This window comes from Mesorhizobium loti (assembly GCF_013170705.1).
In the GTDB taxonomy this organism is placed as follows: domain Bacteria; phylum Pseudomonadota; class Alphaproteobacteria; order Rhizobiales; family Rhizobiaceae; genus Mesorhizobium; species Mesorhizobium loti_D.
In genome coordinates this window covers 2224304-2237442 of the sequence record NZ_CP033334.1, presented here as the reverse complement: position 1 = coordinate 2237442, position 13139 = coordinate 2224304, and the positions used below count along the sequence as shown (strand labels likewise).

At 64.2% G+C, this 13139-nt stretch carries 12 protein-coding genes and 1 pseudogene; 5 read left to right on the top strand and 8 right to left on the bottom strand.

Going from position 1 to position 13139, the window contains the following annotated elements:
- Positions 1-23: 23 nt before the first annotated feature.
- The 7 genes from EB815_RS10925 to EB815_RS10895 form a co-directional block, all read right to left on the bottom strand.
- The gene (locus EB815_RS10925) at positions 24-923 is read right to left on the bottom strand and encodes a branched-chain amino acid ABC transporter permease (RefSeq protein WP_056578152.1); all 900 of its coding nucleotides are present in this window, start codon (positions 921-923) and stop codon (positions 24-26) included.
- Positions 924-931: 8 nt separating this feature from the next.
- Complete coding sequence (locus EB815_RS10920) at positions 932-1636, bottom strand: ABC transporter ATP-binding protein (protein ID WP_056578155.1); 705 nt, start codon at positions 1634-1636, stop codon at positions 932-934.
- 42 nt (positions 1637-1678) lie between these two features.
- Positions 1679-2833 (bottom strand): ABC transporter substrate-binding protein, encoded by a 1155-nt coding sequence (locus EB815_RS10915; protein ID WP_056578157.1) that lies wholly within the window; start codon positions 2831-2833, stop codon positions 1679-1681.
- A 43-nt stretch (positions 2834-2876) separates the two neighbouring features.
- Entirely contained in the window at positions 2877-3602 is a 726-nt protein-coding gene (locus EB815_RS10910; protein WP_056578159.1) for an ABC transporter ATP-binding protein, read from the bottom strand.
- Between the two features lie 145 nt (positions 3603-3747).
- Positions 3748-4332, bottom strand: coding sequence for a helix-turn-helix domain-containing protein (locus EB815_RS10905; protein WP_056578162.1), 585 nt, complete (start codon positions 4330-4332; stop codon positions 3748-3750).
- 71 nt (positions 4333-4403) lie between these two features.
- A complete protein-coding gene (locus EB815_RS10900; RefSeq protein ID WP_056578163.1) occupies positions 4404-5207 on the bottom strand; it encodes an N-formylglutamate amidohydrolase in 804 nt (267 codons plus the stop codon).
- Positions 5208-5223: 16 nt separating this feature from the next.
- Entirely contained in the window at positions 5224-6633 is a 1410-nt protein-coding gene (locus tag EB815_RS10895) for an aldehyde dehydrogenase family protein (protein WP_056578383.1), read from the bottom strand.
- A gap of 155 nt (positions 6634-6788) precedes the next feature.
- Here EB815_RS10895 and EB815_RS10890 point away from each other — a divergent pair, with 155 nt between their 5' ends.
- The 5 genes and pseudogenes from EB815_RS10890 to EB815_RS10870 all read left to right on the top strand — a co-directional run bounded on the left by EB815_RS10890 (position 6789) and on the right by EB815_RS10870 (position 10989).
- A complete protein-coding gene (locus EB815_RS10890; protein ID WP_056578165.1) occupies positions 6789-7547 on the top strand; it encodes an SDR family NAD(P)-dependent oxidoreductase in 759 nt (252 codons plus the stop codon).
- 51 nt (positions 7548-7598) lie between these two features.
- A pseudogene (locus EB815_RS10885) lies at positions 7599-8034 on the top strand (efflux RND transporter permease subunit); the annotation flags it as partial.
- A 187-nt stretch (positions 8035-8221) separates the two neighbouring features.
- Positions 8222-8596, top strand: a complete 375-nt coding sequence (locus tag EB815_RS10880; RefSeq protein WP_056578171.1) for a hypothetical protein — start codon at positions 8222-8224, stop codon at positions 8594-8596.
- Positions 8597-9051: 455 nt separating this feature from the next.
- Entirely contained in the window at positions 9052-9966 is a 915-nt protein-coding gene (locus EB815_RS10875) for a hypothetical protein (RefSeq protein ID WP_056578173.1), read from the top strand.
- Between the two features lie 156 nt (positions 9967-10122).
- Positions 10123-10989, top strand: a complete 867-nt coding sequence (locus EB815_RS10870) for a hypothetical protein (RefSeq protein ID WP_056578175.1) — start codon at positions 10123-10125, stop codon at positions 10987-10989.
- 498 nt (positions 10990-11487) lie between these two features.
- Here EB815_RS10870 and amaB read toward each other — a convergent pair whose 3' ends face one another.
- Positions 11488-13002, bottom strand: a complete 1515-nt coding sequence (gene amaB, locus EB815_RS10865; RefSeq protein WP_056578177.1) for an L-piperidine-6-carboxylate dehydrogenase — start codon at positions 13000-13002, stop codon at positions 11488-11490.
- Between the last annotated feature and the right edge of the window lie 137 nt (positions 13003-13139).

Below are 13139 nucleotides of genomic sequence, written 5' to 3'. Positions count from 1 at the left end.
CCCCACTTCAAATCTCCCTCACTTCAGATCTCCTTGTCGCCGAGTTCGACCCGCTGGCCGAGCAGGCCTTCTGGCCGGTAGACCAGCAGCGCGACGATGATCACGTAGGTGAGCGCATCCTTGAAGCCCCCATATTCCTGCGGCAAGGCAACCAGCAGCCCGACTTCGATGAAGCCCAGCAGCATGCCGCCGGCCGCCGCCCCCGCCAGCGAGCCGAAGCCGCCGATGACGCAGGCGACGAAGGCCTTCAACACCAGGCTGAAACCGAGATCGGGCGAGACGCTGCCGCGCCGCGCGATGATGAAGACGGCTGCGATGCCGGCCAGCGCGCCCGAAATGGCGAAGGCGGTGGCGATCACCCGGTTGGCCTTGATGCCCATCAGCCGCACCGTGGCGAAATCGCGCGATGCCGCGCGGATCGCCAGGCCAAGAGTCGAGCGGTTGAGGAAGAGCACCAGCGCCAGAATGGTCAGGCCGGAGACGATGAGTTCCATCACCTGCAGCGACGACACCGCGAACGGGCCGAAGAACCACATCTGGTTCAGCCCGTTGAGGATCGAGACCGACTGCGGCTTGGGCGAAATCAGCAGCATGAACAGGTTCTGCACGACGATCGAGACGCCGAAGGCGGTAAGCAGTCCTGTCGTCGTCGGCGCGTAGCGTACCGGCCGGAACGCCACCCGTTCAAAGGCGACCGCCGCAAGGGCGGCGGCGGCGACGGCAAGCAGCACGGCCACGAATGGCGAGGTCAGGCCAAGGGCGGCCGCCAGGAGCACGCTGTAGGCCGAGACGCCGATGATTTCGCCATGCGCGAAATTGACCAGCCCCATGATCGAGAACACCACCGCCAGGCCGAGCGCGACCAGCGAATATTCCGCGCCGAAGGCCAGCGCGTTGAGAAGCTGCTGCAAGGCATAGTCCATGTCGCCGCCTACCCGCCAATATAGAGGTTGAAGAGGCCATGTTCGTCGGCAAGCTCGGCCGGCGGCCCGTCGTAGCGGAGCGTGCCGGCGCTGACGACGTAGACGCGGTCGGCGAAGCGCAGCGCCTGCTTGGCGTTCTGCTCGACCACCAGCAGCGTCAGCCCTTCCCGCTTGAGCTCGCCGATGAAATCGAAGATCTGCACGACGATCTTGGGCGCCAGCCCGAGCGATGGCTCGTCGAGCAGCAACAGCTTCGGCCGTGACATCAGAGAGCGGGCGATGGCAAGCATCTGCTGCTCGCCGCCCGAAAGCGTGCCGGCCGCTTGGCCGTAGCGCTCGGACAGCACCGGAAACAGTGCCAGGAAGCGCTCGATATCGCCGCGCACGCCCTTGGGGTCGCGTCGTGTCGCGGCCCCCAGCCGCAGGTTCTCGCCCACGGTCAGATTGGCGAAGATGTGCCGGCCCTCGGGCGTCGAGGTCAGCCCGGCGCGGATACGATCCTCGGTGCGGACACGCGAGATGTCCTGGCCGTCAAGCACGATGCGACCGGAGGCCGGCGTGACCAGGCCGGTCAGCGCGTTGATCGTCGAACTCTTGCCGGCGCCGTTGGGACCGAGCAAGGCGACAAGTTCGCCCCGCCCGACCTTCAGGCTGAGGTCACGCACCGCGCTCACCGCGCCGTAGCGGACGACCAGATTGTCGACGCTCAGCACGACCGGGCCTGCCAGGCTCTCATCATCATCACCTGCTGCCCGTCAGTTCAGCGCCGGCACGAAGGTCGGCGGCGTATCGGTGATCAGCACTCGCTTGCCGTTGGAGAAGCCCATCACCGGTACGGCTTTCACCGGATAACCCTTCTTCTCGGCGAAGGAGATGGTAGGCGCGGTGGTGCCAGGATAGCCGCCCGGTGCGCGGATCGCATCACGCAAGGCGGCGGGTTCGACGGTGCCGGATTTCTTGGCCGCCTCGTAGCTGATCTGCACCATGTCGGCGCCGAGCGCGTCGAAGATGCCGTTGATCTTGTAGCCGTCGGCCTTGCACTGGGCGAGGAACTTGTCGATCGGGCTGTCGATGCCGGTCGCGCCATGGGTGGCGAACATCACCTTCTCCAGCGACGCCGGATCGCCGACCGTGCCTTCCAGGGACTTGTCGTCGAAGGCATCGCAGCCGGCGACCCAGCCGTCATAGCCATTGGCGCGCAGCTGGCGGATGAAGATCCCGACATCGGGCAGCACGCCGCAGATATGGATGGCGTCCGGCTTCTGCGGCAGTGCCTTGATGCTGGCGATCTGCGGCGACCAGTCGGTGGTGCCCCAGGAATAGTTGAACTTGCCGACGACCTTGCCGCCCAGATGCTCGAACACCTCGCCGAACCATTCCGGCAGCTTTTCCGAATAGGAGCCGGCATCGGGCGAGACCATCAATGCCACGCTGCGCGCGCCCTTGCCGTAAAGCGCGTTGGCGGTGGCCGCCGCGTTGATCGGATCGGGCACCGCGCCGGCGATGAAATTGTCGAGCCCTGCCTGCTGCATTTCAAGCTGCGTGTTCGGCGCCGAAAACACGGTAGCGCCGTAGGGTGCCGCGATCTGCGCGGTCGGGATCAGCGCGTCGGGGAACGGCACACCGGTGATGATCTGCGCGCCCGCATCGAGGAACTTCTGGCCGAGCGACACCGACAGCTGCGGGTCGGAGCGGTTGTCCTCGATCATCAGCTCGACCTTGGGATCGCCTGCCGCAGCCGCCTTGTTCAGCTTGTCGGCCATGCAGCGTGCGCCTTCGGCTTCGCTGTAAGGTGCATAGGTGCCGGTCATCGCCACGGCGAGCCCGATCTTCAGATCGGCGGCCCCGGCATGCGCCACCTGCAAAAGCCCCGCCGCGACGACCGCGGCTCCCAAGATCATCTTCTCCATTTGAACCCCTCCTTCTGCCTTGTTGTTGCTGGCCCGGGAGCCGTCACGATGTGGCGGACTGCCCGACATAAACCTCGATGACGCGCGGATCGCGCCACACCTCTTCGGTCTCTCCGGAGGCGATCACCTGGCCCTGGTCCATGACACAGAGCCGGTCGCACAGCCGGTTGATGAAGCGCAGATCGTGGTCGATGACGATGGTGGCGCAGCCGACATCGCTGCGAATGCCTTCGATCGCCACGGCCAGCGTCTCGGACTCGCCTTCGTTGAGGCCCGCGGCCGGCTCGTCGAGCAAAAGCAGCGATGGGCCCAACGCCAGCGCTCTGGCGATTTCGAGCCGGCGCTGGCTGCCATAGGACAGCGTGCCGGCCGGGACGTCGGCAAACCCATCGAGCTGATACTGGGCGAGCAACTGGTCGATGCCGATGCGCGCCGCCGCATCCGGGCGAACCGCCCGGCAGGTGATATGGGCGACCTCGACATTCTGCCTGACGGTCAGATCCTTGAACAGGCGGATGGTCTGGAAGGTGCGCGCGACCCCCGCCCGGGCGCAATGCTCGGGACCATGGCCGGTGATCTCCTGGCCTCCCAGCCGGACACTCCCGGTATCGGGCTTGAGCACGCCGGAGATGGCATTGACCAGGGTGGATTTCCCCGCGCCATTGGGGCCGATCAGGCCGAGGATTTCGCCGGCCTCACACGACAGCGACGCATTGCGCAATGCCTGTACGCCGCCAAAGGTCTTGCTGACTGCCTCAACCGACAGCATCGGTCACCTCTCCCATCCCGGTCGATGGCTATTTCTCCTCTCGGCCGGTCAAGTGGATGCTAGACCTCTGACTTTTCCATAACAAGTATTTTTTTCCATTTTAGAAAATATTCTGAGATGAGCAGCTGTGCGGTCAGCTTTGGGCTCAAATTCCAGCGCCGGCGGGAAGCCCGTCGCGCGGCACCGTGTTCGACATGAGCATGACGACGGGCTCGTCACCAAGCGCGATATAGGCGTGCTGCATTTCGCCGTCGAAGAGGATGCTGTCGCCTGGCAGCAGCACCGTCGGATCATAGTGGATCGTGTGCAGTTCCAAGCTGCCGCTCAGCACGTGGATGAACTCTTCGCCCGAATGGCTGCGCCAGCCGCCATTCTCCTCAAAACTCTTCGCGCGCAGCGTGACGCGCCAGAAAATGTTGGTCTTGTCGCGGAAATCGCTGCACAAGACCTCGAATTCCATGGCATTGCCCTGGTGCAGGATGCCGCTGCCGGCGCGCGTGATGGAACGGCGTGCCTGCATGCCGGGCTTGGGACTGAACAGGAAGGAAGCCACCGGCACATGCAGCACGCCGGCGATCATCAACGCGACATCGACCGTCAGCCGCGCCTTGCCGTTCTCGAGTTTCGACAGTTGCGACACGGAAAGGCCGGAGCGTTCGCTGAGATCGCGCAGCGTGATATTCTGCTCCTTGCGCGCGTCGCGGATCTTGCTGCCCACATTGCCCTGCATCGCCCACGCCCTTGGCTGTCGTGTTTCCAATTCGACAAGCTCTAGCGGGGCCGCCTTGGGGCGTCCAGCCTTTAGACGGCTACGGCTGGTTTCGGCCATAGCGACATCGCAACAGTTGCGAAGACGGTCTCGAGCGTGCGGCTGACAAGCTCGAATGTTTCCGGATCGGAAAGCAGGTCGTTGCGGACCTCGAGGTAGAGGCAAGGCCTGCCCTGCTCCAGCCCGTGCCGGTTCAGCGTGTAGCCGATCGCCTGGCGCCAGTCATAGGGTTCGTTGTCGCTGATCCTCAGGCCTGCTTCCGCACCGTGCGCGCCTAGGGTCTTCAGCACTGAGGTGACAAAGGCGGACGGCTCCCGCCACAAGACGCCAATGTCGACATTGCGCCTGACACCGCCCATAACCGGGGTGAAGGAATGCACAGAGACCAGCGCCTGCCTGCCGGCCGCGGCCTCGACGATTGCCTGTTCGACCGGCGCCCAGGCGATGGACTTGCGCAGCCTGACATCGGTGGCATCCGGCGCGACATTGCCGGGCACCGGGATGCCGCCGAGATCCGGGCGCATGAAGTCCCACTCGCCGGCCGGCCTGTTGTAGTCCAGGAACAGCCGCGAATAGTGCGCGATAACGGCCGGCGCCCGCAACATGCGCGACAGCCGGCGCGTCAAGGCGTCGATGCCGATGTCGACCGCGAAATGCGTGCCGAGATAGTCCCCTGGCAGGCCAAGGTCATGCCAGGGCGCGGGCACGACATGGCCGGCGTGCTCGGCGATCAGCAGGTAGGGGCTGGCGGCATCGATGTGCAGCCGCTCGACGCCGGCCGCGGCCAGCGCGGCGATGGCCGCATCGTCAAGCCCTGCAAGGCCGGGACCGTTCATAGCACCAAGCTCCGCATCAGCCGATGACGGAGCGGACATGATAGGCCTTAGCCGCTGTCGCCTCCGCCAGTCCAGCTCGGCCATTGGTGCGGCCAAGGCCGGAGTTCTTGATGCCGCCCCAGGGCAGATGCAGGTCGGCATGATCGCAGCGGTTGAGATAGACGGTGCCGGCCTCGACTTCGTCAAGCAGCGCCACGCCGCGCTCGATATCCCTGGTCCAGATCGAGGCGCTCAGCCCGAAATCGCTGTCGTTCATCAGGCGGATCGCCTCGTCGTCGCTGCCGACCGGCTGGATGCAGGCCACCGGCCCGAACAGTTCGTCGCGCATGATCTGCATGGTGTGATCGACACCCACCAGCACCTCCGGCGCGACATAGGCTGGACCAAGGCCGGAGGCCTTGAGCGCGCCGTCCCGCGGCATCAGGCGCCTGGCCCCTGCCCGCACCGCGCTGTCAGTGAGACCGCGAATGGTGTCGGCCGCACTTGCCCGCACCACGGGGCCGACCATCGGCTTCTCGTCGAAGGGATGGCCGATGGTCCATTTGGCCGTCTCGGCGACCAGGGCTTCGACGAAGCGGTCGTGGATCGCCTTGTCGACATAGATGCGCTCGACCGAGCAGCAGGACTGGCCGGCATTGGAGTAGGTGCCCTCGGCGATCTGCGGGATCGTCGCCTCGATATCGGCATCGGCCCTGACATAGGTCGGGTCCTTGCCGCCGAGTTCGAGATGCACCTGTGTGAAGGTGCCGGCGGCGGCCGCATGGACACGCCTTCCGCCATTGACCGAGCCGATGAAATTCACCGCGTTGAAGGCACCCGACGCGATCAGCTTCTCGGCATCGGCATGGTCGAGGTGCAGGCTCTGGAAGACACCTTCCGGGCCACCGGCGGCATGGAAGGCATCCTCGGCCAGTTCGGCGATCAGCGGCGTCTGCGGCGAATGCTTGAAGATCACGACATTCCCGGCCGCGAGCGGCGACGTCACGAGGTAGCCGAGCATGGCGGTCGGGTAGTTCCAGGCGCAGATCGACAGATGCAGGCCACCTGCCACGGGCTTGGCGTAGCGGCGGATGTTTTCGTCCGAAGGATACGCCACATCGGCCAGCGTTTCCGGTGCGACGCCGGCCAGCAGTTCGCCAACCAGTGCCAGGCGCGGCGTCTCATCGGCCTGCCACAGCGGCCTGCCGATCTGCCACGCCACCATTTCAGCGAGCGGCGTTGCCCGCGCTTTCATTTCCTCGCCGAAGCGCAGCAGGATCGCCAGCCGCTCGGCCAGCGGCGTGCGCCGCCACGACGGTAGCGCGGCACGTGCCCGGCTCAGCGCGGTCTCGATCGCCACCCCGTCCGCATAAGCGCGCGTCGTGTAGGTCGAGCCGTCGACGGGAGAAGTCACGGAAAAGGTCCGCGCGCCGGAATGCAGGTTCATGGTCGTGAAATCCATCCGAGATGAGAGGTCATTCGGGGCACGATATCGCGATTTTCCATTTTGGCAAATTTTTTCTAATACCGCTTGATGGAATTTTTATCCGCCCCTATTGTCCCGACATCGCGCATTGGCGGCAGCAAATGAGGGGAGTTGAGATGATCGCTTACGATTTCACCGGCAGGCATGCGGTGGTCGCCGGCGCGGGCGGCGGCATGGGCGAGGCGATCACGCTGGCCCTGCTCGATGCCGGCGCCTCCGTCACCGCCATCGACGTCAAGGCCCGTCCGGCGTCGCTGGCCGCCTATGACGACAGGCTCACCTTCGCGCAGGGCGATCTGACCGACGCCGCCTTCGTCGAACAGGTCGTCAACACGGCGGGCCGCGAACGCGGCGGCATCGACTATCTCGCCAATGTCGCAGGCGTGCTGTGGTTCGGCCGTGACAAGTCGGCGCTCGAAATGGACCTCGACGTCTGGGACGAGGTCTTCAACATCAACTTGAAATCCTTCGTCCACACCGCACGCTCGGTCGTTCCGCATATGCGCTCGGGCGGGCGCGGCGGCGCCATGGTGCATTTCTCGACCATCCAGTGGTATCGCGGCGACGCCAATCCACAGGACGCCTACCAGGCCTCGAAGGCAGGTGTGTGCGCGCTCTCCAAATCACTCGCCATGCAGCTCGCCGGTGAGCGCATCCGCTCCAACGCCATCTGCCCCGGCATGGCGTTGACGCCTTTGCAGGCGCGCTGGGACACCGAGGAAAAGCGCTCGGCCGTGGCGAGCTACGCACCGCTCGGCCGCATCGGCACGCCGCAGGACATGGCCAACGCCGCGCTGTTCCTCCTCTCCGACGCGGCAAGCTACATCACCGGCATCGAGCTTGCCGTCGATGGCGGCCTGTTGATGCGCATGTAGAAGGCGCCCACCAGGGGGCGATGGCGCGACCGAGGCGGATGGCCGCGGAGAGCCGGTGTCGGCGTTTTGTTGGCGCTGACCCTGTTCAACATCGAGTTCTCGATCATGGCGCTGATCGGCATCATCCTCCTGATCGGCATCGTCAAGAAGAACGCGATCATGATGATCGACTTCGCGCTCGCTGCCGAGCGCAACGAAGCCAAGCCGGCGCACGACGCCCATCTACCAGGCGTGCCTGCCGCGCTTCCGCCCGATCATGATGACGACCATGGCGGCATTGTTCGGCACCGTGCCATTGGCGATCGGCCTTGGCGAGGGCGCGGAACTGCGCCAGCCGCTTGGCATCGCAATCGTCGGCGGCCTGATCCTCACCCTTTACACGACGCCGGTCATCTACATCTATGTCGACCGCTTCAGTCGCTGGTGCGGGCAATTGCGTTCACGGGCACGGTATCCCCAGCAACCAACCGTGCAAGCTGGGGAGTGAGCCCGCCGTCGATCACAAGCTGTCAACTTTCCGTTCCTCTGCCATGCCGGGCCACGGAACATCCCTATATCGACTTTGCGGGCCACGATCCGCCGGCGATGACAGGATCATCACGACGCGACGCAGCAGATTGCCCGCGATCGGAAAGCGATAACCTACCGCTTTCCCGTTGAAGGGAGGCGCAACCATGCGCGGTTTCACACCAAGGATCATAGCAATCGCATCGCTCCTGGCGGCGGTGCCACTATCGAGTGCCTACGCGGTGCATCGCCACCGGGTCGAGCCTGGCGGCATGTCCGTCGAGGCACGGGCGGTCCTGGACCAGTTGCAGGGCGTCAAGCAGGGGATTGTCGAGGCAATGGATGCAAAGGCGATCACCCCTGAGCAGGAGCACGACCTGATGATGCGGGCCGACAGCATCCATCGCTCGGCCACGGGTGGCGGTGCATACCAGAGCTTGCTCGGCCAGATCGAGAGGCTGGATCAGCAACTGCAAACCGATTCAGGCGGCGGCACCTACATCGGCGACGGCGCCGATGGCGGCTATTACCCGAACGGCTGACACGGGCTGACCATGATCGCACGGCGTCTCGGACAGATTTCCGGGGCGCCGTTTTTCCATCGAGCCTCGCGAACGAGCAAGGCAGGAGCCTGTCGGACCGAGCCGATTGCGCGGATGGAAGCGGTTTCGGCCATGCGTTGGCCGAAGGCCAAGCTGGCCGGTGAAGAAGGCCGTCACCGGCTGCAGGCATCACGTGCATAGGCGTTGTAGGCCACTGTACTGGTGGCTTGCGATGAGGCACGCACCGGCATAGGTGATATCGTAGTTCGGGTTTGCCGTGTTGGAAGATCAATCCAACGCGCGCTCCTTCGGCTGACTATGATTGGGAGGATTTTTCCAAGCCATCGCAATCAGTTAGCAGACTGAACCGTGAACCTGTCGCCGTGGATCCGTATCTCGGCTGGCCCTGTTCTTCGCAATTGGTACGTCTGGACACAAATACCGAAGGCTGGAAAATGAGGAACGCAGTCTCGCCATCAGAGTTGTTTCAAAGCTTCAGGAGATCCGCGCTGAAATTGGAAGACATAGCGGCCCATCCGGCCTTGCACCGCTACGTTCAGGAACAGTCTCAGTCCCTGATCCGAATCTATGAGGAAACCCCGCGGCTGGCTTCCATCTTCGCCACGCAGCAGCGCTGGCTCATGGGCCATGTCGGCCTAGCCATGCACTTCAGGCGCGATCCGAACGACCGCCGCAAGGAACTGACGGTCTCGCGTTTCATCGAGGTCGTGCACAAGAACGCGGTGGCCAGCCGCAACACGGCGGACGCCTTCATCAAGGAGATGCTGCACTACAACATCGCGGAGTATGTGGCGGGCGGGGACGGCCGCACGCATCCCCTGCAGCCGACGGCGGCCACCATCGAGAGGTTCACCGGCTGGGTGATTGCCCATCTGCGCACGCTTGACCATATCGATGGCGGCGACCGGTTGACCAGATTCCTGGACCGGCCCGACATGCTTGCCACGCTGCAGCCCCTGATCGCCGACGGCCTGCTGGCCTCGAAGCCGGTGCGTGAACCCAACCAGACCTTTTCCCTGTTTATCTGGCTCAACAATGGCGGCATCGTCATGGACTGGCTGATGTCCGGTATCGATCCCGATCACGCCAGTCTGGAGCGAATCCCGACCAGCGTGGTTTCGATCGGCGATTTCGCCAGATGGCTCAAGCTGTCGCGCACCCATCTCGGCCGCAAACTGCGCACCGCCGAGGAATTAGGCAGCATCGGCTGGCTTGGTCAGCGCGGCCATTCGGTGATGTGGGTGTCGCACGGGTTCTATGAGGAATACATGACTGTCCAGGCCGCCAAGCTGGCCGTTGTCGATACCGCCTTCGAGACTTGTTTTCCGCCATCGCCAGGCGGTGGCTGAGAAGCGGCGTTTGCGCGAAGCGATGAAACGCTGCCGTGATTTGTACCCGCTAACGCATTCACCCACTGTTGACGGCCGGCGTCTGGACACGAGCCGCGAAGACTGAAAATGTGTTCCTGCGTCTTCGCGACAAGGGGGCTTATCGCAGCGGGGGGAATGGCGCTGACGTTGGAAGAAATTGCCGATCATCCGGCACTGCATCGCTGTATCCGCGTCCAGGCACAGGCGATGAACCAGACCTATGAGATGAATCCGCGGCTCGCGTCGGTGTTTGCCACGCAGCAACGCTGGCTCATGGCCCATATCGGTCTTGCCTTGCATTTCAGGCGGGAGCCAGACGACTATCGCAAGGAACTGACGACGGCGCGTTTCCTCGACGCGATCCGGCAGAATTCGGTGGCCAGCCGCAACACCGCCGACGCCTTCGTCAAGGAAATGCTGCACTACGGTTTCATCGAGTATGTGCCCACGGCACAGGATGGCCGCATCCGCCCCCTGCGGCCGGCCACCGCCTCCCTGGAGCCGGTTACCCTCTGGCTGATGGCGCATCTGCAGACGCTGGACAGTCTCGACGGTGCGAACCGCCTGGCCGTGTTCCTGGCCAGGCCGGACGCGCTCGCCATGCTGCAGCCACGGATTGCCGATGGCTTGCTCTCGTCCAATCCAGTGCGCGAGCCCAAGCAGACCTTTTCCCTGTTCACCTGGCTCAACAATGGCGGCGTCGTGATGGACTGGTTGATATCGGGCGTCGATCCCGGGCATGCCGGCCTCGATCGGATCCCCACCGGCGTCGTCTCGATCGGCGATTTCGCCAAATGGCTGAAACTGTCGCGCACCCACCTTGCACGCAAGCTTCGCGCCGCCGAAGACCTCGGCAGTGTCGGCTGGCTCGGCCAACGGGGCCAGTCGGTCATGTGGGTGTCGCGCGATTTCTATGGGGAATACATGGCCGCCCAGGCGGTGAAGCTGGCGATTATGGATGCCGCCTTCACCGAAACCTTTGGCGCGACGGCAGGCCGCTGACGCGTGTGGCGTCTCCCGCACGGGGGATGCACGAATCCGTCATGCCTACTGGCACTCCAATAGCCGTTATGCGCGGCGCCATGATTGGAGAGGAACTACATGAAAAGACGCTAGAGTAATTCACCGTTTCACGGAAACGGCAAACTGCTCTAACTCATTGTTTTAACGCAACTCCGGACGGAAAACCGTTTCACACTTTTCCTGGAATTGCTCTAGAAAAGCCGACCCTGGACAGGCGCGAACGACTGTCCAGCGTCACGGCGCTCTGCACGCCGTCGACCTGCGTGAATTGATCGCCGAAGCGCCTCCTGCAAGCGAGACACGCTTGCACGACAAGACATACCGGGAGGACCCTGCATGAAGAGACGGCACGAAAAGCCAACGCTGGACAAGCGTCGGAAACTGTCCAGCGTCAGTGCGGCATGTACGCCCTCCACCTGTGTCGATTGATGCTCGCCGAGCCTGATCGACACCAGCCTTGGACTACCCCCGGCGGTCTCAGTCGATGTCGAATGAGACGCCCTGGGCCAGCGGCAGCGCCTTGGAATAGTTCACCGTGTTGGTGGCGCGCCGCATATAGGCCTTCCAGGCGTCGGAGCCGCTCTCGCGGCCGCCGCCGGTTTCCTTTTCGCCGCCGAAGGCACCGCCGATCTCGGCCCCCGACGTGCCGATGTTGACGTTGGCGATACCGCAGTCCGAACCGTCAACGCCGAGGAAGCGCTCCGATTCCTGCAGGTCGCGCGTGAAGATCGACGACGACAGGCCCGCACCCACCGCATTGTGCTCGTCGAGCACGGCGTCGAAATCCGAATATTTCATCACATAGAGGATCGGCGCGAAGGTCTCTTCGGTCACCGGCGAGACCTGCTTCGGCATTTCGACAAGGGCGGGATGCACGTAATAGGCATCGGGATGACCGTTTTCCACCCGCGTGCCGCCGGTCACCTTGCCGCCATGGGCGGTGGCTTCAGTGAGCGCCTTCTGCATGGCCTCGTAGGCAGCCTTGTCGATCAGCGGCCCGACCAGCGAGGACGTCTCCAGCGGATTGCCGACCGAAACGCTCTGATAGGCCTTCTTCAGCCGCGGCAGCAGCGCGTCATAGACACTCTCATGCACGAACAGGCGCCGCAGCGTCGTGCAGCGCTGCCCGGCCGTGCCCATGGCGCCGAAGGCAATCGCCCGCAGCGCCATGTCGAGGTCGGCGCTGGGCGCCACGATGCCGGCATTGTTGCCGCCGAGTTCCAGCACCGCGCGCGCAAAGCGCTTGGCCAGCCGCGGCCCGACCTCCCTGCCCATGCGCGTCGAGCCGGTAGCCGACACCAGCGGCACCTTGGGATGATCCACCAGGACTTCGCCGACGGCACGGTCGCCGATCAGCACCTGCAGCAGGCCCTGCGGCGCGTCGGCGCCGAAACGCTTGACGGCGCGCGCAAAGATCGCCTCGCAGGCAAGTGCGGTCAGCGGCGTCTTCTCCGACGGCTTCCACACCACCGCGTCACCGCAGACCAGTGCCAGCGCTGCGTTCCACGACCACACCGCGACCGGGAAGTTGAAGGCGGAAATGACGCCGACGACGCCGAGCGGGTGCCAGGTTTCCATCATGCGATGGCCGGGGCGCTCAGTGGCGATCGTGAGGCCGTACAATTGGCGCGACAGACCGACAGCGAAATCGCAGATGTCGATCATCTCCTGCACTTCGCCGAGCCCCTCGGACGGGATCTTGCCGACCTCGATCGACACCAGCCGGCCAAGCTCGGCCTTGTGGATACGCAATTCCTCGCCGAGCAGCCGCACCAGTTCGCCGCGCTTGGGACCCGGCACCAGCCGCCAGGACTGGAACGCCTTGTGCGCGGCATCGATCGACCTGGCCGCATCGGCCGGCGAGATCGTCTTCAGCGCCGCGACCTCTTCACCCGTCACCGGGCTCTTCACGATGAGGTCGCCGCCGACAAGCGCCTCCCTGGCAACACCCAGTTTCGCCAGAAGCTCGGCCGTTTCCTTGGCTATGGTCATTTTTGTCCCTTTCAGATCCCGTCGTCACCATATGGCGTCGGGTCGAAGCCTCGCGCCATGCCGCCCGTGTGCCGGAAAGGCACTTCAGGCAAAGTCATGGCGTGGCCTTACTCGTTTCAGGGGAAAATCGCCACCCC